Below are 19,806 nucleotides of genomic sequence, written 5' to 3'. Positions count from 1 at the left end.
ATTTTTGGGATTTGTACCAAAACTATTGGCTTACAGCGGTCGATGACAGGGCAAATGAGTGCAGTGCTTATCTGAATGAGCCAAATGCTGGGCTGATTGAGTACGCTTTCGCGAAAGCGACAAAAACAAGGTTAAAATCGCTGGAATCCTGCCTTATCGCTGGAACCAAGTAAATTTTAATGATTAAGTTTACCCCATGATCAAACAATTGCTGATCCTCATATTATGCTTGTGCAGCCTTAATGCTGTGGCCCAGAACAATGCCTCTGTCCCCAATCGCACTGAGGGTACTACTATGATATTGGAAGGCCGTGTCGTGACAGAAGATGGCCGACCAATTTCAGGTGCAGATGTAGAAGGCAGAAACGGTCAATATACCTCAACTAACGCCTTGGGATACTTTAAATTACCTGCCAATATGGGGGACGAGGTGACGGTAAGAGGCTTGGATTTTGAAACAGTTTACTACCGCATCAATAGCTATGACGATATAGAAATAAGGGTGGTTGACGAAGAACAAGATAAGAAAAACCTGGCGGGCCTTTCCTATGCCACCGCAATGGACAGTGCATCCTTATATCTAAAAAAAGATGCCGAAAAAACTGCCGATTTCCTCATCGCTGCATTATCCAATAACCCCAAGTCGTTATCGCCCGACCAAGAAGCCAGGGCTTATGAAAAGTTAGGCGACCTGTATATGTACAATGCGCAATACGATCTGGCGGTGGATAATTTTGGGCTGGCCATTGAAAAAAGTAGAAGTCCAGAACTACAACTCAAAAAAGCAGAGGCACTGAGGGCCAACGGCAATTATCAACAGGCGATAGGCCTGTATCAATCTATCGGCGGTTTAACCCCAGCCAAAGAATTACAACGACTGAAGGGATTGGCGAGCTCCCAACAAAAGAGCAACAAAAACCAACAAGCCCTCAATAGCTTTCAAAAGGCTTTAAATAAAGCCGAAGAAATAGGCGATACCGCTCAGGCAACTGCCCTCAACGCCAGTATTGCCAATTTATTAAACGAAATGGGACGCATTGAAGAGGCAGAAAATTTCTACAATAATGCGATAATCAAATCAAAAAGTCAGAGTCCTGTAGCCAACGCCATTACACAATCCGCAACAGCCGACTTTTACAACAGTAATAATCAGTACGATAAGGAAATTGCTTTGCGCAAGATGAACATCTACTTATTGGATAGCCTGGACATGCAAAACAACACCAGAACATCAGATAGATTGAAAGCGCAGGAATCCAACGTGGTTATCGAATCTGATATGGACGACATTGAGATCGCTGAAGAAATATTAGCAACCGAACCTGCAGCAAACACGGAGAAAAAAAGTTCAGCCAATTTTGCCGACAATGAGCTGGATCCCAAAGTATTGTCCAAGCAAAAAGAACAACTTAAAATTGCAGAGGCACTCAAAGCGCAAAACAAGCTGCGTGAAGCCATGAATTATTATGAGACCAGTTTATCTGAAGCTGAATCCCAAGGTGACCTGGAAGTCAAAAAAGATGCAGCTTTTGCCCTCTATAACCTCAATAAGGAAAATGGAAATGCCAGTAAAGCCCTGGCCTATAATGAAATTTATACCAATGCCCTCAATGCACTTTTTGAGGAGAAGGAAAGACAACTGGAAGTGGCTAGCAGGAAGTCACGTGAATTACTGAATAAACAAACACGCGTCCTGACTCTGGAAAAGGATCGCGAACTCACAGAAAATAAGCTTGCGCTGATCAGTACGGAACGCGAACTCAGCCAGCAGGTCAATCAGCGTCAGCGTTGGGTAATCTATTCATTGGTCGCACTGAGCTTGCTGCTGATTGCATTAGCGTATTGGATGTATCGGGCCAACCAGCAACAACGTATCAATAACCGACTGCTCGCCCTCAAATCACTCAAGAGCCAGATGAATCCGCATTTTATTTTCAATGCTTTGAATTCAGTGAACAGCTATATCGCCAAAAACGATGAACGTGCAGCCAATAAATACCTGGCCGACTTTTCCAAGCTCATGCGGAGTGTTTTGGAAAACAGCGAGCTGGATTTCATTAGCCTGGAAAAGGAAGTGGAACTGATTGGGCTTTACCTCAAATTGGAACACGAGCGCTTTAAAGATAAATTTGATTATCAGCTACAAGTGGACCCAGCATTGGCTCAAGCCAATCTACAAGTGCCTCCCATGTTGCTGCAACCCATTATAGAAAATGCCGTTTGGCATGGATTGCGCTACAAAGAAGAAAAAGGTCAACTGCAAATAAAGATGGAACCCCTCGCGGCAGCTACAGGTAGACCAACAGATCACGGCATTTATGTGAAAATAGTGGATGACGGAATAGGAAGGGAAAAATCCAAAGCCATCAAGACTAAACATCAAAAGAAACGGGATTCAAAAGGACTGGGCAATATCAAGAACAGGGTTGCGCTGCTCAATGCGCTACATGATTGCGATATTCAAATGCAGGTTGGAGATGCCGGGCTCTCACCAGACGTAGGTACCCAGGTAGAACTTTGGATCAAATGCCCAAAACAAGAGGTCAATCTCAAACCCTAATTCACAGCTTATGATACTAAAAGCAATAATCGTAGAAGACGAGCAGATTTCCAGGGAAATTTTGGCCAATTATCTCACCAAATATTGCCCTAGTGTTGAGCTGGTAGGCGAAGCTACCAATGTCGATGATGCTTTACAATTACTGAGACGAACCGAGATAGACTTATTGTTTCTGGATGTTGAAATGCCTTATGGAACTGCCTTTGATTTACTGGACAAGTTGGGCGAACGTTCCTTTGAAACGGTTTTTGTTACCGCCTATGATCAATATGCCAAAGATGCTCTCAATCAACAAGCCGCCTATTACCTGACCAAACCCATTGATATTGACGAGTTGATTAAAGCGGTGGATATCGTCAAAGCGATCAAACAAAAGGAACAGCAAATTCCGGTCGAGTTAGGTATCAAAAAACAAGATCATTCTCAGCTCACGGAAAAGATCACTATTCCTACCCAGGAAGGTTTTGAGGTACTGCCCATCAAAGACATCATCTACTGTAAAGCTGATGACAATTACACGCATATTTATTTGGCACAGGACACAAAGTTGGTCAGCAAAACCTTAAAACATTTTGAGGATATGCTTACTGACAAGGGTTTTGCCAGAATCCACAAATCCTATTTGATCAATGCCAGCCATGTGACCGCTTATAAAAAAGGAAAAGGAGGCAGTGTAATGCTCGGACAAACGGAATTGCCTGTGAGCCCCAGTCGCAAATTGGAATTGTTTGGGTATTTTACCTGAACATCAAAAATCAGCCAAAGCCACTTCCCTGTGCTGGACGGTAGAGGTCAATTCTTCCAAAACCTGAATCTGTAAATTGGAATAAAGTTGGTGAGAGCCTGGTTGCTGATTGGGATTGAGCAATTGGTGCTGTTTAAGTATGCTCAATGTTTGCCGGGCGACGGCTGCGCCAGAATCAATGATGCGGACATTCTCTGGCAGAATGACCTGCAAGTGCTCTTTGATATAGGGGTAGTGGCTACAGCCCAACACTAAAAAATCAATGCCTGAAGTCATAAAGGGTTGGCAGATCGATTGAAGGAGTTCAACCATTTCTGGGCTGTTGCGTTGTCCAGATTCGATCAATTCCACGATCCCTGTACCTACCACCTCAATAGACTCTACATCCCGAGCAAATTCTTGTTGTGTTTGATTAAAAAGTTCGCTGGATAATGTCCCCTGCGTCGCCAGAATACCTATCTTCTTGGAATCACTTTGCAAGGCAGCCGGTTTTATAGCTGGCTCAATACCGATAAATGGTACATCATAGTGGGAGCGTAAATAGGCAATTGCATTAGTCGTAGCAGTATTGCAAGGAATGGCAATCAATTTACAACCCCTTTCCAACAAAAATTCGGTGTTTTTCACACAAAGTTGAATGATCTCTTCCTTGGGTTTTCTACCGTAAGGAGCATGTTTGGAATCAGCCAAGTAGATGGTATGCTCATGGGGTAATAGCTGCACCACTTCCTTCCAAACGCTGGTGCCGCCCACACCCGAATCAAAAAAACCTATGGGATTTTCATTCATATAAGTAAAAGTAAAGCTTTCGTTTTAGAACCCATTGTCTCAATGCTTTCGCGAAAGCGTACCACACCCAATTAGTGACAGCCACAATCTCCATCGCCACAAGACGAATTGAATTTTGTAGGGAAAAGCCATTTGCGGAGCAGCCAGCCCAAGGCTGCCAATACCAAGATTCCGACGATGATGTATTGAAGTAGATACATTATTTCAATAATTGAAAGGCTCCCAAGGCAGCAAAATAAGCGATGGCAGTCATAAAGAAAAATTGAAGTGCTGGCCACTTCCAGCCGTTAGTTTCTCTTTTAACAATGGCCAGCGTACTCATGCACTGCATGGCAAAAGCATAGAACAACAGCAAGGAAATACCACTGGCAAAATTAAACAATGGTCCGCCCAAAATCGGATTTTGTTCAGCGGCCATGCGCTTTTTAATGGTCTGCTCGTCACCGCCATCACTTTCCACACTGTAAATGGTCGCCAGTGTTCCCACAAACACCTCACGGGCTGCAAACGAACTCAAAATGGCGATACCTATTTTCCAATCATAACCCAAGGGGCGCACCGCAGGCTCGATTCCTTTACCGATATATCCTATAAAACTATATTCTAGCTGGTGAGAAGCGATTTTTTGATCCAACTCTTGTTCTGTCAGTCCTTGACCAGCATATTGTTCAGTGACAATCTCTTCGGCCTGGGTAAATTGATCGCCCAACCCATAGCTCGCCAATACCCACAATACGATAGAAATGGCCATGATGATTTTTCCCGCACCCAGTACAAAACTTTTGGTCTTTTCAACTACGGTAATCACAACATTTTTGAACATGGGAAGTTTGTAAGCTGGCATTTCCATGACAAAAAACGCCTTTCGCTGAAGCGGTAATACCTTATTCAATACCCAAGCTGAAAAAATAGCGGTTCCAAATCCCAACAAGTACAACAACATCAAGGTGAGTCCTTGAAGATTGACCGCTCCACCCAAAATACGCTGGTCTGGTATCACTAATGATATAATGATCAGATAGACCGGTAAACGCGCCGAACAGGTGGTAAACGGAATTACTAATATAGTGATCAGGCGCTCCTTCCAGTCCTCTATGTTACGTGTGGCCATGACAGCGGGAATGGCACAAGCAGTTCCAGAAACTAAGGGAACCACGCTCTTCCCACTCAGGCCAAATCTTTTCATGATGTGGTCCATTAAAAATACCACCCTGCTCATATAACCGCTTTCTTCAAGAATGGCAATAAACAAAAACAGAAAGGCAATTTGCGGGATAAAAATCACTATACCACCCAAGCCTGAAATAATACCTTCAGACAATAGACTCGTCAACGGACCAGCGGGCAAGACATCACTTACATAACTACTCAGGTGAGCAAAAGCCTCGTCAATCCAGTCCATGGGATAAGTACTCCAATCATAAATCGCCTGGAAAATCACAAATAGGATGACAAAAAAGATCAGATAGCCCCAAACTTTATGCAGTAGCACGCGATCCAGTCGGGTACGCAGGTCTTTGGCATTGGCCACATCTACCTTGAGCACTTTTTTAAGCAAACCGTTGATGAATTGATAACGCACCACCGTTTCCTTGTGCTGCATGCGTTTAAGGTCAGACTCAGACTTAACTTCAAACTTGTGTTTTTTTAAATCCTCGAGTTCGCGGTTACGCTCCAACTTCCCAAAATTCACATCTTGGGTGATCACCAACCAAAGTTTGTAGACCAGCTGGTTGGGGTAGGTGTTGCGCAGGGATTCAAAATATTCCGTATCGATCACCGAGGCATTCACGCATGGTGTAGAAGTCAGTTTTTTATAGTCAGTGATCGCTTCTTTGAGCTCTTGGATCCCTTGATTACGTCTAGCGCTGACCAAGACGATCCTGGTATTAAGTTCCTGTTCCATCTGGTCAATATCCAGGGAAATGGCCTTGCGTTCCATGCGATCGGCCATATTAATTACCAGAATAGTTGGGATTTCCAGGTCTTTGATCTGGGTGAAAACCAGCAGGTTGCGCTTCAGATTTTCAATATCAGAAACCACCACAGCTACATCGGGAAAGTCCTTTGAATTTTTATTGAGCAAAGTTTCCACAACGATGCTTTCGTCCAGCGAAGTAGTATTTAAACTATAAGTCCCTGGCAAGTCCAGGATATGGGCTTTGAGACCACGGTCCAGTTTGCAAATTCCTTCCTTTTTTTCAACGGTGATTCCTGGATAGTTCCCTACTTTCTGATTCAAACCGGTCAAACGGTTGAACAAAGAAGTTTTACCGGTGTTGGGATTACCGATCAGCGATACGTTAATGGATTTACCCATAAGGCTCCACGATAATTTTTTGTGCTGTTTCCCTGCGTATGGCCAGGTGTGTACCGTTGATGTCCAGATAAATCGGATCCCTGAAAGGCGCGGATTGCATCATGGTCACCTGGTTACCCGGTAAACAACCCATTTCCAGCAATTTAAGCGGTACATCAATCTCGTTAAACTGCTTGATGATCGCTGTTTCTCCCCTACGTAAATGTGCAATGGTATAGCTCAATTCTTATTTAGAATTATTTTGAATAAGCAAAAGTAAGGTAGGATAGTGGTTTGGTAAAATATATGTTGTTAAACCTGGATATTGAAAAGTTGTTTAGTCCGAAGATAAATCAATGATTAAGCCGACGGTCAAAGAATTCAAATCCAAATCATTTTCAAACACAAATTGATAACCTAAAAGCACTTCAATTGTATCATGAATGATGTAGTTGATCGTGGGCATCGAGAACGCATGTTTTCCAATAGCTGAACCGGGAATTAGATTCCCTGATTCATCTTTAAAACTTACCTCTGATTTACCGAGCTCCCATCTAGTTCCAGAGTCCACTTGTAGTCTAAATTTATCTGTTAGTTGGTATTTAAGACTGACGCCTAAGGCAACATAAAACTGGTCATCTTTAGTTAAACGCTCGGTATTAAAATTCAAATAATGAAGACCTAGTTGTGCCCCAATATTAAAATTTGAATCTTTATTCAATAAATAATTCCCATAGTCTAAAGCTATATAAGAGGATAGGTCGTTATTTACTCCTGTTCCAAAATGGATTTTTGTGATACTTTGGGCTATGGATATTCCTGAGATGCATATCAAGTAAAAAGTAAGCACTGCTTTCATTGGGTGTTTTTAAAATTCAAATGTAAATTTTTTCCATTCGGAATTATTTTCTAATAATAGTTTTTCAAAATCACATAAGTTAGAACTAGAAATTACTTGACCATCTACCTTTTTTATGACCTGACCCGCTTTCAGATGATCTTCCTTTGTTTTTAATATGATCAATTTCCCATTGATTGCAACGGCGATATATCTCATTGCATTTACGTCCAACGAATATAATTATTCATCAATAAAGAGTGGATAGAGACAAAATACAGCTAAGAGGTCGCTTCAGTAAAATTTGCTTATCTAACCAGCTCAGTGTTGCCTTACTACAAGAATTATTGAAGTTACTCTTGAGAGCAATTCTCGCAATAGATGGTCCTCAAATAAAGGTTATCCGCCAGTTGAAAGGTAACTCCTCCCTCTGTGCTGGCATCAAATAACTGGCAAAATCTTTTAGGGTTTTGACCATTGGCATTATTCAGTATGACCCGGTAATCGTTCTTGGCCACGTTTGTGTTGTAGGCAATTGTTTGATTTATGTAATAAAACACCAGATCTTCATCGGCCTGTACTTGACTGACCAAAGGGTATAATAGGGCTTGCGAACTCGAAAGATTGTCGTAGTAATTAAGGAATTGTGCCAGACTGAGATAATCCTGACTGGTCAATGGAAAACCTTTGTAGAAAGTCTTAATATTCTTGACGGCTTTGTCTTTTTCATCATAATCTCTGGCGGCCATGGCCTTTTCTGCCTTGATGATCTCGATGTTCAATAACATCCTATTGATCAGATCATTTGAAACACCTAGTTTCTTCAAAGCGCGTACTTCTTGTTTGGTTTCTATTTCTTCTACATCGCCATATCCATATCTCAGTAGGTAAATATTAATAGCAGCAATGTTATAATTGACCTTTTTATTGGTGGGAGCAACCCCGAGTATTTCTTTTAATTCTCCACGAGCAATCAAGGCTTGCCTCTGGTCCTTATAATAACCAAAAACCGCTTTATTGTTCTTAAGGTCGGCGTATTTGGCCTGCCTGGGCACCTCCATTTTATCGATTAAGTCAGTATTGGATGAGGTTAAGGCCCGATCAAGAATGGCGCGCTGGATGATCATGGCATTTTCTAAATCTCCTTTTTTGAGTTGAGTATTAAAAGACTGTACCAACTCCATATTGGTTTGGTCTTTAAAGCGTTCAATTTTGTTTAATGTGATAGAAATAACCGCCTTGCGTTGTTGGGCCAAGGTGGGTTCGAGCAATTGGCCAGTCTGACCCGCCAGTTTTTCTTTGATTTGCTGCTTGGTGAGCTGCGCCAAATCTTCAAACTTGGTTCCTCTGATGGATTCGTAAAACTCCGCCCAATTTTCAGAGGTCTGCAATTCTGTAGCTGGTTTTTCTCCAGCGAACGACTGTAGTGCTTTGATCATGCTATTCCCGCGATCTCGTTGAAGCTTTTCATTGATCGCCTTGCTTCCTTCTACAGACGCGTAAGCATTGATTTTGATCTTGGCGATATCGTAGTCTGTAAGTTGTAGAGAGTCGTAAATAGGTTTAACGTCTGCAGGAAGATATTCAGACTTATTTTTTTCAAAAGGGACAACAAAATTGATGGTCTTAGACAAGCGCTTAGATCCTTTTTTAGGGGCATTTGCAGTATTTCTAGAAACAATTTCGTCCAAGAAAACTCCCATGTCCAGGAGCTCCCAGGGATATGATTTCAAATTATAAACATTGTAGTATTGACAAAGATTCTTACGGCTTAAAAACAGAATATTAAATTCAAGTGATTTATCCTTCAACTCGACAGGAACTTTCCCTACTAAAGTTCGCCACCGCTGACTTCCTTTAGATTTCAGTCTCTGTAACAGTTGGGGTTTGTATACCGGTTTTAATAATTTACCTCTTATCTGTTGATTGGGTAAGTCAGCGCCACAAGCGTACTGGTCTTTACTTACTACATCTATGGCAACACCGTCCAAAGGAGTTTTAAGTAATTGCAACAACCAATCCTTTGAAGTTACCTCTAGGTAAAGAAGATCAGCCTCTCTTTTGATCCCAAACCCATCCTCCTTTGGTCGGTTGTAAAACCTCACATTGTATTCGTCACAAGCCTGTGGTGGTAGATCACTGCCCATTTGGATCCCAAAATCCTGGGCTTGCATTTGATAAAAACCGAAAAAGCTGAAGAATAGAAGCAGGAAGGTTGGATTACATTTCATTTGAAAAGCATTTGACAATTGGACCGATCGAACGGCTACTCATGGATATAAAAATAAAGGTAAGAGATGGTATCGAATCATACTTTTGGACAGCAAAGCTGGCTCTTTGAGGTAAGGAATTCAATAGACCGCTGATTTATTTCCTCCCAAAATCAGCTGGAATTTCTCCCCAAGCTTTGGTCTCCCACTTCAAGATGGGATTGGAATAGGAATTATTTTTCAGCCAGGTCAGGGCGCGATCTATCAATTCAAAAGAATCCGCATTACTGCTGTTTCGCTCTAATGTGGTTTTGACTGCCTTTTTACGCACCCAGCTCATGGCCGTTCGGCTATCGCTATATATAGGACGGGAGTCGCCTTTTTTTTTGGCCAGGGCGAGTACGTGTACCAGCGCCAGAAATTCGCCTATATTATTGGTGCTCTTTTTAAAAGGTCCTTTTCTAAAAATCTCCTGACCGTTGTGAGTGAGCACACCTCTGTATTCCATGGTTCCAGGATTACCACTGCAGGCGGCATCCACGCTTAGGGAATCCATGATAGGCATTCCTACCTTTCCTACCAGGGCTGGATCTGGTTGAGTCGCTTGTTTTTTCTTTCCAGCATAGGACCAGTAATTACTGTTGATGGCTGTTTCAGCTTCTTTTTTAGTGGAAAAAGATTTGTATTTGGCTTGCGGATAGCCTTTGATCTGCAGCTGGCATTCCTTCCAGGAGTCGTAGATTCCAGGTCGGTGGCCTTCCCAGACCACATAATATTTTTTGGTTTTGGCCATATTAATGGAGTAATCCTTCAATAATGTTGGGAAAATGCTCGTGCTCTAGTTGTTGGATGCGTTGGGCCAGGTCTGCTGCGGTATCCTCAGTTTGTACTGGACAACTTACTTGTTGAATGATCGCCCCCTCATCATAAGCTTCATTGACGTAATGTATACTGATACCGCTTTCCTTTTCGCCTTGAGCGATCACCGCTTCATGTACATGATGACCGTACATACCCTTACCGCCATATTTAGGTAACAAGGATGGATGAATATTAATGATTTTTTGGGGAAATTGTTGGATCAGGTAATCTGGGATTTTCCAGAGGAAACCGGCCAAAACGATCAGATCGGGTTGTTCCTGTTTGAGCAAATTTGAAACGGGTCCCGCTTTCGCGAAAGCGGACCTATTAAAAGAGAGTGCAGGAATACCTGCGCGGGTTGCCCTTTCCAAAACCTGTGCTGTGGACTTATTGGACAATACCAGATTTACACGGGCAAGACCAGAGGTGGCAAAATGATCAATGATGGCCTGGGCATTCGTCCCTGAACCGCTGGCCATGATGGTAATTTTCTTCATAAATAAAATGGAAGGCTTCTTGTGAGGCGTGGGTCGAGTTAGTAAATTAGTACAAATTAATGAAATGGCAAGTTAACTCAAATGGCGAAAACATTGTTTTAAGCCAAAGTTTGTTATTTTTGCCATTCATTTAAAATTAAAACAAGATTATTATGTCAGACATTGCATCAAGAGTAAAGGCGATTATCGTAGACAAGCTGGGTGTTGACGAGAACGAAGTGGTAACTGAAGCAAGCTTCACTAACGACTTGGGCGCAGACTCACTAGATACAGTAGAGTTGATCATGGAATTTGAGAAGGAATTTGATATCCAGATCCCAGATGATCAAGCTGAGAACATCGCTACTGTAGGTCAAGCTGTTTCATACATAGAGGAAGCAAAAGCCTAATTGATATTACATGGAATTAAAGCGAGTTGTCATTACTGGAATGGGTGCCCTTACTCCGATAGGGAATAACCTGGAGGAATATTGGGACGGATTGAAATCTGGGAAGAGTGGTTGTGCACCCATCACTTATTTTGATACAGAACATTTCAAGACAAAATTCGCTTGTGAGGTCAAGGACTTTAACGTCAACGACTTCATAGACCGTAAAGAGGCCAGACGCATGGATCGCTTTGCCCAGTATGCACTGGTAGCAGGTGATCAGGCGATTGCCGACTCTGGATTGGACACCGACTCTATTGATAAAAATAGGGTCGGCGTCATCTGGGGTGCTGGGATAGGCGGTCTAGAAACATTTCAAGAAGAGGTGAAGTCTTTTGCTGCCGGAAATGGTACGCCTAGATTCAACCCCTTCTTTATCCCAAAAATGATTGCTGATATTGCCCCAGCCCATATTTCCATCAAGTACGGATTCATGGGACCCAACTATACGACAGTATCGGCCTGTGCCTCGAGTGCCAATGCGATGCTCGATGCCTTGAACTACATCAGACTAGGACAATGTGATGTGATCGTTACTGGTGGTTCTGAAGCTGCTGTCACCCAGGCAGGAATGGGTGGATTTAATGCCATGCATGCCTTAAGTACGCGGAATGAGAGTCCCAGTACTGCCAGCCGACCGTTTGATGCCACCCGCGATGGATTTGTATTGGGAGAAGGTGCAGGCGCTCTGGTTCTGGAAAGTTATGAATACGCCAAGGCACGTGGTGCCAAAATCTATGCGGAGGTCATCGGCGGAGGATTTTCTAGTGACGCTTATCATATTACAGCTCCAGATCCCGAGGGTAAAGGAGTTATTGCAGTGATGAAAAATACGTTGGAGAACGCTGGAATCAATCCTGAGGATGTGGACCACATCAATACGCATGGAACTTCTACTCCTTTAGGAGATGTTGCAGAACTTAAAGCCATTAAGGCCGTATTTGGTGATCACGCCCCCAACATCAGTATCAACTCTACAAAATCCATGACGGGTCATTTGTTAGGTGCTGCTGGAGCCATAGAGTCCATTGCCAGTGTTTTGGCCATCAACCACGGTATAGTACCGCCTACCATTAATCACACTACCGTAGACGAGAACATTGATCCTTCACTAAGGTTGATACTTAATGAGCCGGAGAAAAGAGAAGTTAATGTTGCCTTGAGTAATACTTTTGGATTTGGCGGGCACAACTGCTGCATAGCCTTCAAAAAGATCTAAGCCCGGGTCTTCACATGAATAAATTTCGCAAAATATTTCAATCTCGTGGGAACCAAACCAACGAGGAATTATTTCGTGCGATTAAAAAAATCACGGGTTATAAACCTAGGGATTTAGTTCACTATGAAACCGCTTTTACCCATAAATCCATGGGATTAAAGTTCAAGGACAATACACCGGTAAGCTATGAGCGTTTAGAGTTTCTTGGTGATGCTATCTTAGGTGCAGTCATAGCAGAATATATCTACAACGAGGTCCCTAGTGCTGATGAAGGCTATCTGACAAAGATGCGCAGTAAAATCGTAAGCCGCGAGCACCTCAATGAACTCGGACAAGATTTTGGATTAATCAAATATGCGCGTACTCAAGTGCCCACGCGTAATTTTGGCGCTAACATCCATGGCAACTTGTTTGAGGCACTGGTAGGAGCCGTTTATTTGGATAGAGGCTACATTACCTGTAGAAAGTTTATCTGCAACAAAGTGGTCGAACCTTATGTAGATATTGAAAAATTGGAAGGCAAGATCATCTCTTATAAAAGCCTGCTGATTGAATGGTGTCAAAAGCACAAGAAACGCTTTGACTTCAATACCTATGAAGATACAGGAGCAAGTGAAGTCAAACATTTTTCAGTGAAGTTGTCCATAGATAAACGCATTGTTTCCAAGGCAAGAGCCACCTCAAAGAAAAAAGCAGAGGAAAAAGCCAGTAAGCGGGCTTACTTTGCCCTTCAGGACAAGTTTTAAGCTTTTTGTCAATTAAAGCGATGCTGTGTTGTAATAAATGGAGCAGGCAAACACTGATATTCCCTGTCGTTCTGCCCGACTTGCCAAAAGATTGGATTTTCTACTATCGTTTTCGTAATATTTTACCTTGAATTCCATGGTATTCGCATTAAAATTGGTTCACGTCTTCTTAAATTTGGGAGATTGATAATATAAGTCTATGGCAGTCCACAAGCTGATGAATTGGGAAATGGAGGATGAAGGCTTCTTACTTATTGCCATTCATTCTTCCATAGAACCATATCGCATGGCTTATATGATCAACAAACACTTGGGTTTGGGATTCTCACGTATGGATCGTGATCAGGACATCATTTCGCCTACCTACGAGGCACATTATCCTGTGTATGCCTATTTTGACAAGGAACTGAATGCACCATATTATTTGGTACCCAATAAATATTGGGGCAATTTAAAGCAACAAGGTCCAGCAATCGGCCTATTCCATGATGGGGATCATCAGATCAAAACCGTTTTGATCAAAGAATATCAAACCGTGGACTATTTATTAAAGATTGAAAGAGAAGAAGCCTTCTTCCCTTTAAAAAAAACCTTGAATTCCATAAGTGGGATTCCACAGGTCATCAGTGCTTATGCCATTGATAGCTATACAATTAAACAACAAGATTATTTAATATTTGAATAATGCCTACAACAAAAAAGACCAAAATCGTCGCTACATTGGGACCAGCAACTTCTAAAAAGGAGGTACTGCTGGAAATGATGAAGGCTGGGGTCAATGTTTTTAGAATCAACTTTTCCCATGCCGATCATGAAGATGTGAGGGAAAGAGTACAAATGATACGCGACCTCAATGAAGAACATGGGTTTTCCACCGGTATTTTAGGAGATCTTCAGGGCCCTAAACTACGTGTGGGGGTCATGAAAGAAGAAGTGGTTGTACAACCAGGTGACCAGATTACCATCTCAACCGGCCAGCCCTTTAAAGGAACTGCCGAGCGTGTTTATATGAATTACGACCAGTTCCCAAAAGATGTCAAAGCCGGTGAACGCATTCTGCTGGATGATGGAAAACTCATTTTTGAAGTGGTCAAAACTGATGGGGAAAAAGATGTGGTCGCCAAAGTAATTCAAGGTGGTCCCTTACGTTCCAAAAAAGGAGTCAATCTTCCACAAACTAACATCTCACTACCTGCACTCACTGAAAAGGATGTTGTAGACGCAAAATTTGCCTGCGAACTCCAAGTAGATTGGATGGCACTTTCCTTTGTAAGACACAGCAGGGATTTGATGGAATTACAAGATCTGATCAATGAACATTCAGAATACAAAATTCCGATCGTGGCCAAAATTGAAAAGCCTGAAGCCGTAGAAAATATCGATAAGATTGTGGCCTATTGTGATGGATTGATGGTGGCACGTGGAGACTTGGGAGTAGAAATTCCGGCTCATGAAGTACCACTGATCCAAAAACAATTGGTTTTAAAAGCCAAAAAAGCGAGAATACCTGTCATTATCGCGACCCAAATGATGGAAACCATGATCACGAGCCTGACGCCTACACGTGCCGAAGTGAATGATGTGGCTAACTCGGTCATGGATGGTGCCGATGCGGTCATGCTTTCTGGAGAAACTTCGGTAGGTCAATACCCTGTACAGGTGATTGAAAAGATGGCTAGTATTTGTAGGGCAGTCGAGGACAGCGAACTAATAAAAGTTCCTTACTCTGCACCACATATTAAGACCAAACGCTATATCACCAAATCGGTTTGTTATCACGCCGCCAAAATGGCTGACGAGATCGATGCCAAGGCCATCACCACTTTGACCAATTCTGGTTATACGGCTTTCCAAATCAGCGCCTGGAGACCAGATGCCCATATTTTGACCTTTACCAGTAACCAGCGCATATTGACTCAGTTGAGCTTACTTTGGGGAGTGAAAGCCTTTCATTATGACAAATTTGTCAGCACAGATGAGACCATCGAAGATGTAAACAAATTTGCTAAGGACCGTGGGTTTGTAAAGAAGGGAGACTTTTTGGTCAACCTTGCCGCCATGCCTATCATGGACAAAGGAATGGTGAATACTTTAAGAGTAAGTGAGGTAGAATAGAGCTTACACCACCGTATCTAACTTATCTAAAAGCCTACATTTCAATGCGAAATGTGGGTTTTTTATTTAGACCATGTACTCCTTTTCAAAACCAATGTAATGTGCCAGTTGATCCTGGTCATCGTAAATGGGAAAAGCGTGAATCTCACAACCATAAGGCGTACCATCCTTGCGGTAATTCAGCACCCTAGAATGAAAAGGTACCTCAGCCTCAATCGCATGGCGCATCAGGTCCCGCACATGCTGATCGGTGTGGTCTCCCTGCAGTATTCTAGGCGTCATCCCAATCATTTCTTTGGCTTCATAGCCCGTCATCTTCTTGATATTAGAAGAAGCGGCACAGATCTTTAGTTGATGATCGACCAGTACGATGGAATAACCTTTAAAGTGAGAAAAGCCATCAATAAAATATTTAAAATGCCAGCCTTTACGTTTTGCGACTTTTTCAATATCGTTGAAAATTTCGGTATCCAGATCCCAAAGAAGTTTTCCCACAATACTCCAAGGCAAGAGTGGTGTAGTCTTTAACTGGTTGTGGATGACAGTGAATTGAGAATCTTGTAATAGCATCGGCCAAAGTTAAGATCCAGAAAAAACAACAATGTTGCGATAAGGTTAATGTTTTAAAAGGAAAAACCCAGTTGAACTTCAACAGAATCTTGGGAACTTTCATCTTTTTGGGTATTGAGATTGCTCAAAGTGATCCCGAGCAAGCGCACGCTTTCGCGAAATCCCTCCTGTTCCATAAGCTCGATGGCCGTGGATAGAATCAAGTCTTTGTCCCGGATATAATGATCCAGTGTTTTGCTGCGGGTTTGGGTTTTAAAGTCCCGGTATTTGATTTTTAGGGTTACGGTTTTACCCGCCACATCAGTTTTGGCAATGCGTTTTTCAATCTCTTCGGCAATTTGCACCAAACGTTCCTTCATAAAGAGTTCGCTAGAGATATTTTCTGAAAAGGTGCGTTCGGCGCCTAAGGATTTTCTGATGCGATCCGGCCGAACTGGACTTTTATGGATCCCGCGCACGATCTTGTAATAATGAGCACCGCTTTTCCCAAAATGTTGGATCAGGTACTCTAAGGATTTTCTTTTGAGATCCTGACCAGTAAAGATGCCATGTTGGAACATTTTTTCTGCGGTCACTTTCCCTATACCGTAGAATTTACGGATTTCCAGTTGTTCCAAAAATTCAGTCACTTCTTCTGGCACGATGGTTTTCTGACCATTGGGTTTGTTGTAATCGCTGGCAATTTTGGCAACAAATTTATTGATGGATATTCCGGCACTGGCGGTGAGACCAGTAGCTTCATAAATGCGCCGGCGTATGTCATAGGCAATTATGGTAGCACTGGGGAAATTGTATTTGTTGTTGGTCACATCCAGATAGGCTTCATCCAGGGAAAGCGGTTCCACCAGATCGGTATAGTCGTAAAAAATTTCCCTGATGTGTTGGGAGACCTCGCGGTACCTGTCAAACCTCGACTTCACAAAGATCAATTCAGGGCAAAGTCGTTTTGCTGTAACACTAGGCATTGCACTGCGCACACCATACTTGCGGGCTTCATAACTGGCGGCCGCTACTACTCCTCGGTCACTGCTCCCTCCTACCGCAATGGGCAGACCCTTTAATTCTGGTGCATCCCGTTGCTCCACCGATGCATAAAAAGCATCCATGTCCACATGAATGATCTTACGTTCGTCCAGCATTTCCATGAAGTAAAATTACTACCTTTCACTTAGAAATATTCAGATTTGAAACCAATTGGAATTATTATTGGAGCCACAGGACTTTGTGGAAGCCATTTGCTGCAACAATTATTGTCCAGCGGCGATTATGAGCGAGTAATATCGCTTTCGCGAAAGCGTATAAAAAAGACTCAAGACATAAGGCCAGGCAATGGGGACCTGCAGAGCAACCAACCCTCGCTTACTACACCACATGACAATTATGAAGTAGACCTTTTTGATGCCGAGACCTATCAGGAATATCTCAAAGGGGATCATTTATTTATTTGTACAGGAACAACCCAGGCCAAAACGCCAGATCCAGAGGAATATTATCGCATAGAACATGACCTTCCACTTACTGTAGCTCAGACTGCGAGATCCAATGGCGTATCAAGGCTCGTGGCCATCAGCGCATTGGGTGCCGATCCACAGAGTAGATTCAGTTACAACCGCGGAAAAGGAGAAATGGAGCGCGACTTGGAGTCCTTGGGGTTCAACCATTGCTATTTTGTCCAGCCTGCATTGATCAGCGGTAATCGAGAGGAAACACGGATATTTGAATCTTTATGGAAAAAAGTTCAAGTGATCATCGACCCATTATTGATCGGTCCCTTACGCAAGTACCGCAGTATTTCTCCTACCACCATTGCGCGGGCCATGAGAATAGTAGCAATGAAAGGCTATAATAAATCCCGTATACCTAGCGACGAACTCAAAAGATTAGCCGGCAAAGAAAGCTCATTTAAATAAAAACACCTTTTGCTATAGATTTCTTTTACCTTCCTAGGAGGATAAGTCCTGCCCAAAATTGTCCTTCAACCTGCGAAAGGCAGCTGTTAGTTAACCTTTATAAAAGAAACATCAGCAGATCAATTTTGCTTGTTACTTCGGCTACTCATCAGCTCTGGCCTTACCAGGTTGACTTTTGGCGAATCTTTAGGTTTAGCTTTGGTTGTCCATTTCAACCCAAAAAGTGGTCTAAGAAAGCCTATTCGTTTTAAAACGAATTCGTATAACAGAAAACAGACGATGAAGGTTAATAAGGTAACCGCAGCAAATTGTAAGGCTACAGGAATATCAAGGGGCAAAATAAAATAGGCAGCGCCGTATAAAACAAACATATGGATCATATACACTGGATATACGGCTGGGCTCAAATACGACAGTATTTTACTGGGTCGATTGAGGTATTTGTATCCCCAACCAAAAATCGTAAAGATCCAAATATTAGATTCAATGGCCATAAGGTAATTTGGTGCTTCTAAAGCAAAAATGCTCCACCTAACGGCAAACAAAGTACAAGCGACTCCCAAATAGACATAGCGCCATTTTAAAACCGTCAGCCAGAAGCTTTTACCCGAATACACGAATAGAAAACCAAAAAAGAAAGCCAACAAGCCCAAAAAGAAACCATGCCAGGTCAGAGCATATACAGCAAATATTTGGGGATTTAACCCCCAAGATTCTGCCACAAAAAATATTGTAATTGAGAGAGGACCCCACGGCTGGCCCATCCAAGCGGACAACCATCGATGAATGCGTCCGTTCTCATTATTTTTCAAATAATGAAACAGAGGCAACAATAGCAAAACGTATAGAAATATATTGCCCAAAAACCACAAATGACCTGTATGTGCAGTATAGCTCAATGGTAAATCATAATAATATTGAAAGATGAAAGTATGGATTGTTGTAATGACGAAGTAGCCAAAAGTAAAGGGTAAAAGTATGCGGATAGACCGTTCTTTTATAATTTCCTGCCAGTTTCTCTTGCGCATGGCAAAATAGATTGCCATTCCTGAAACGTAGAACAATAAGGGAATGCGCCAAACATTTAAAAGAGCCATAGGTTTCCATAAGGATTCAAACCATTCATCGCTACGAATAAATCCGAAAAACATGGCCCATGGTTGAAAAATAATGGCGATGTGGTAAACGATGAGCAAGCCGATGGCAATCACCCTTATGGCATCGATATCGTATCTTCTTTGGTTAGTCATGATAACAAATTTTAATGTTAATCTTGTAGGATGATTGCAATGACCGGACGGTTCTTCTCAATTTCATTAAGGTCTAACTGCAATCCTAGTGGTGCCAGTTGCTGCTCAAGCAATTCATAGATAGGTTTGACTTCGCCAAAAGGCATCATAATGGACGCTCTGGGTGTCATTCCGTACTTGTTTTTTAAGGATTTATCTGCACCCGCCTCCAGAAGCATTTGTACCATTTCAATTCTGCCGAAGAACGCGGCGGTATGTAAGGCAGTAGCGCCATCGTTGTTTTTAAGACTTAAATTTGCTCCTGCATTAATCAGTTCTTGAGCAATCTTGGCCTTCCCAAAAGAAACAGCAGTTATCAGTGGTGTAGAACCGCTCATGGGATCCATTTGATTGAGATTGGTACCCGCTTGTATATGCTGCTTTACCGCCTCAAGGCTATCGGACAAAACAGCGGCTTGAAGTTCGATCTTAGGCGCTTGAATAGTGGGGCGCGCTTTGTTTTCAGTAGCGTTTATTGGATGATTTTTATCTACAGTTTGACTACAGGCAGAGATCATCAATACAAACACAAAGGAGATACCGATTAGGCCTCTCGAGAGATTTATACTATGTAAGCTTTTAATGATACTTTGATCGATGGAGAATAGATGGTTTTGCAAGTGTGATTTCATGATTTTAATAATTAAAAATTGAACATTGATTTGATGCTTACAAATCTCGCAAGGCAGCTAGGAAAAGGCATAAAAGCCTTGTATCGAATACTATAAAG

The 19,806-nt window shown here is 42.4% G+C and carries 20 protein-coding genes; 9 read left to right on the top strand and 11 right to left on the bottom strand.

Going from position 1 to position 19,806, the window contains the following annotated elements:
• Positions 1-11: 11 nt before the first annotated feature.
• Genes EGM47_RS16260 through EGM47_RS02890 form a run of 3 tightly spaced genes read left to right on the top strand, consistent with a single transcriptional unit; the run spans position 12 to position 3,305 of the window.
• Complete coding sequence (locus tag EGM47_RS16260; protein ID WP_164510811.1) at positions 12-173, top strand: hypothetical protein; 162 nt, start codon at positions 12-14, stop codon at positions 171-173.
• Between the two features lie 23 nt (positions 174-196).
• Entirely contained in the window at positions 197-2,560 is a 2,364-nt protein-coding gene (locus tag EGM47_RS02895; RefSeq protein ID WP_124979254.1) for a histidine kinase, read from the top strand.
• Between the two features lie 10 nt (positions 2,561-2,570).
• Positions 2,571-3,305 (top strand): LytR/AlgR family response regulator transcription factor, encoded by a 735-nt coding sequence (locus EGM47_RS02890; RefSeq protein WP_124979253.1) that lies wholly within the window; start codon positions 2,571-2,573, stop codon positions 3,303-3,305.
• 3 nt (positions 3,306-3,308) lie between these two features.
• On the opposite strand, the gene murI is transcribed toward EGM47_RS02890, so the two are convergent.
• From murI to purN, 7 genes are all read right to left on the bottom strand, one after another.
• Positions 3,309-4,094 carry a glutamate racemase gene (gene murI / locus EGM47_RS02885; protein ID WP_124979252.1) on the bottom strand — a complete coding sequence of 262 codons (786 nt, stop codon included), beginning with the start codon at positions 4,092-4,094 and terminating at the stop codon, positions 3,309-3,311.
• A gap of 199 nt (positions 4,095-4,293) precedes the next feature.
• Complete coding sequence (gene feoB, locus EGM47_RS02875; RefSeq protein ID WP_124979250.1) at positions 4,294-6,414, bottom strand: ferrous iron transport protein B; 2,121 nt, start codon at positions 6,412-6,414, stop codon at positions 4,294-4,296.
• Entirely contained in the window at positions 6,407-6,637 is a 231-nt protein-coding gene (locus EGM47_RS02870; protein WP_124979249.1) for a FeoA family protein, read from the bottom strand. The genes feoB and EGM47_RS02870 overlap by 8 nt, the downstream gene beginning before the upstream one ends.
• A gap of 93 nt (positions 6,638-6,730) precedes the next feature.
• A complete protein-coding gene (locus EGM47_RS02865) occupies positions 6,731-7,252 on the bottom strand; it encodes a hypothetical protein (protein ID WP_124979248.1) in 522 nt (173 codons plus the stop codon).
• Positions 7,253-7,584: 332 nt separating this feature from the next.
• Positions 7,585-9,462 carry a hypothetical protein gene (locus EGM47_RS02860; RefSeq protein ID WP_124979247.1) on the bottom strand — a complete coding sequence of 626 codons (1,878 nt, stop codon included), beginning with the start codon at positions 9,460-9,462 and terminating at the stop codon, positions 7,585-7,587.
• Between the two features lie 136 nt (positions 9,463-9,598).
• Positions 9,599-10,234, bottom strand: a complete 636-nt coding sequence (locus EGM47_RS02855; RefSeq protein ID WP_124979246.1) for a ribonuclease H1 domain-containing protein — start codon at positions 10,232-10,234, stop codon at positions 9,599-9,601.
• 1 nt (position 10,235) lies between these two features.
• Positions 10,236-10,799, bottom strand: a complete 564-nt coding sequence (purN, locus tag EGM47_RS02850; protein WP_124979245.1) for a phosphoribosylglycinamide formyltransferase — start codon at positions 10,797-10,799, stop codon at positions 10,236-10,238.
• A 152-nt stretch (positions 10,800-10,951) separates the two neighbouring features.
• Between purN and EGM47_RS02845 the strand changes: the two genes are divergently transcribed.
• From EGM47_RS02845 to pyk, 5 genes are all read left to right on the top strand, one after another.
• Positions 10,952-11,188, top strand: coding sequence for an acyl carrier protein (locus EGM47_RS02845; RefSeq protein WP_015361896.1), 237 nt, complete (start codon positions 10,952-10,954; stop codon positions 11,186-11,188).
• Between the two features lie 10 nt (positions 11,189-11,198).
• Positions 11,199-12,446 (top strand): beta-ketoacyl-ACP synthase II, encoded by a 1,248-nt coding sequence (gene fabF, locus EGM47_RS02840; protein ID WP_124979244.1) that lies wholly within the window; start codon positions 11,199-11,201, stop codon positions 12,444-12,446.
• A 14-nt stretch (positions 12,447-12,460) separates the two neighbouring features.
• The gene (gene rnc, locus EGM47_RS02835; RefSeq protein WP_124979243.1) at positions 12,461-13,192 is read left to right on the top strand and encodes a ribonuclease III; all 732 of its coding nucleotides are present in this window, start codon (positions 12,461-12,463) and stop codon (positions 13,190-13,192) included.
• 199 nt (positions 13,193-13,391) lie between these two features.
• Positions 13,392-13,877, top strand: a complete 486-nt coding sequence (locus tag EGM47_RS02830) for an IPExxxVDY family protein (RefSeq protein WP_124979242.1) — start codon at positions 13,392-13,394, stop codon at positions 13,875-13,877.
• Entirely contained in the window at positions 13,877-15,307 is a 1,431-nt protein-coding gene (pyk, locus tag EGM47_RS02825) for a pyruvate kinase (RefSeq protein WP_124979241.1), read from the top strand. Before EGM47_RS02830 ends, pyk begins: the two co-directional genes overlap by 1 nt.
• 66 nt (positions 15,308-15,373) lie before the next feature.
• Here pyk and EGM47_RS02820 read toward each other — a convergent pair whose 3' ends face one another.
• Positions 15,374-15,877 (bottom strand): PAS domain-containing protein, encoded by a 504-nt coding sequence (locus EGM47_RS02820; RefSeq protein WP_124979240.1) that lies wholly within the window; start codon positions 15,875-15,877, stop codon positions 15,374-15,376.
• A gap of 53 nt (positions 15,878-15,930) precedes the next feature.
• The gene (gene dinB, locus EGM47_RS02815) at positions 15,931-17,022 is read right to left on the bottom strand and encodes a DNA polymerase IV (RefSeq protein ID WP_124979239.1); all 1,092 of its coding nucleotides are present in this window, start codon (positions 17,020-17,022) and stop codon (positions 15,931-15,933) included.
• A 39-nt stretch (positions 17,023-17,061) separates the two neighbouring features.
• Between dinB and EGM47_RS02810 the strand changes: the two genes are divergently transcribed.
• Positions 17,062-17,787, top strand: a complete 726-nt coding sequence (locus tag EGM47_RS02810) for an NAD-dependent epimerase/dehydratase family protein (RefSeq protein WP_124979238.1) — start codon at positions 17,062-17,064, stop codon at positions 17,785-17,787.
• A 119-nt stretch (positions 17,788-17,906) separates the two neighbouring features.
• Here EGM47_RS02810 and EGM47_RS02805 read toward each other — a convergent pair whose 3' ends face one another.
• Together EGM47_RS02805 and EGM47_RS02800 are read right to left on the bottom strand one after the other, a co-directional pair.
• Positions 17,907-19,037, bottom strand: coding sequence for an acyltransferase family protein (locus tag EGM47_RS02805; protein WP_124979237.1), 1,131 nt, complete (start codon positions 19,035-19,037; stop codon positions 17,907-17,909).
• Positions 19,038-19,054: 17 nt separating this feature from the next.
• On the bottom strand, positions 19,055-19,708 hold the full coding sequence (locus EGM47_RS02800; RefSeq protein ID WP_240642132.1) for an ankyrin repeat domain-containing protein: 654 nt from the start codon (positions 19,706-19,708) through the stop codon (positions 19,055-19,057).
• Positions 19,709-19,806: the final 98 nt, after the last annotated feature.

The sequence above is a fragment of the Nonlabens xiamenensis genome (assembly GCF_003865345.1).
Classification (GTDB): domain Bacteria; phylum Bacteroidota; class Bacteroidia; order Flavobacteriales; family Flavobacteriaceae; genus Nonlabens; species Nonlabens xiamenensis.
Note: the sequence above shows the minus strand (reverse complement) of the source record. Positions and strands in the feature narration are given on the sequence as shown.

Coding starts and splice junctions, on each gene's coding strand:
- murI (WP_124979252.1), bottom strand. CDS start 4,094: ATGAATGAAAATCCCATAGGTTTTTTTGATTCGGGTGTGGGCGGCACC.
- EGM47_RS02800 (WP_240642132.1), bottom strand. CDS start 19,708: ATGAAATCACACTTGCAAAACCATCTATTCTCCATCGATCAAAGTATC.
- EGM47_RS02890 (WP_124979253.1), top strand. CDS start 2,571: ATGATACTAAAAGCAATAATCGTAGAAGACGAGCAGATTTCCAGGGAA.
- EGM47_RS02860 (WP_124979247.1), bottom strand. CDS start 9,462: ATGAAATGTAATCCAACCTTCCTGCTTCTATTCTTCAGCTTTTTCGGT.
- EGM47_RS02855 (WP_124979246.1), bottom strand. CDS start 10,234: ATGGCCAAAACCAAAAAATATTATGTGGTCTGGGAAGGCCACCGACCT.
- feoB (WP_124979250.1), bottom strand. CDS start 6,414: ATGGGTAAATCCATTAACGTATCGCTGATCGGTAATCCCAACACCGGT.
- EGM47_RS02845 (WP_015361896.1), top strand. CDS start 10,952: ATGTCAGACATTGCATCAAGAGTAAAGGCGATTATCGTAGACAAGCTG.
- EGM47_RS02895 (WP_124979254.1), top strand. CDS start 197: ATGATCAAACAATTGCTGATCCTCATATTATGCTTGTGCAGCCTTAAT.
- EGM47_RS02830 (WP_124979242.1), top strand. CDS start 13,392: ATGGCAGTCCACAAGCTGATGAATTGGGAAATGGAGGATGAAGGCTTC.
- dinB (WP_124979239.1), bottom strand. CDS start 17,022: ATGGAAATGCTGGACGAACGTAAGATCATTCATGTGGACATGGATGCT.
- rnc (WP_124979243.1), top strand. CDS start 12,461: ATGAATAAATTTCGCAAAATATTTCAATCTCGTGGGAACCAAACCAAC.
- EGM47_RS02820 (WP_124979240.1), bottom strand. CDS start 15,877: ATGCTATTACAAGATTCTCAATTCACTGTCATCCACAACCAGTTAAAG.
- EGM47_RS02865 (WP_124979248.1), bottom strand. CDS start 7,252: ATGAAAGCAGTGCTTACTTTTTACTTGATATGCATCTCAGGAATATCC.
- EGM47_RS02805 (WP_124979237.1), bottom strand. CDS start 19,037: ATGACTAACCAAAGAAGATACGATATCGATGCCATAAGGGTGATTGCC.
- purN (WP_124979245.1), bottom strand. CDS start 10,799: ATGAAGAAAATTACCATCATGGCCAGCGGTTCAGGGACGAATGCCCAG.
- pyk (WP_124979241.1), top strand. CDS start 13,877: ATGCCTACAACAAAAAAGACCAAAATCGTCGCTACATTGGGACCAGCA.
- fabF (WP_124979244.1), top strand. CDS start 11,199: ATGGAATTAAAGCGAGTTGTCATTACTGGAATGGGTGCCCTTACTCCG.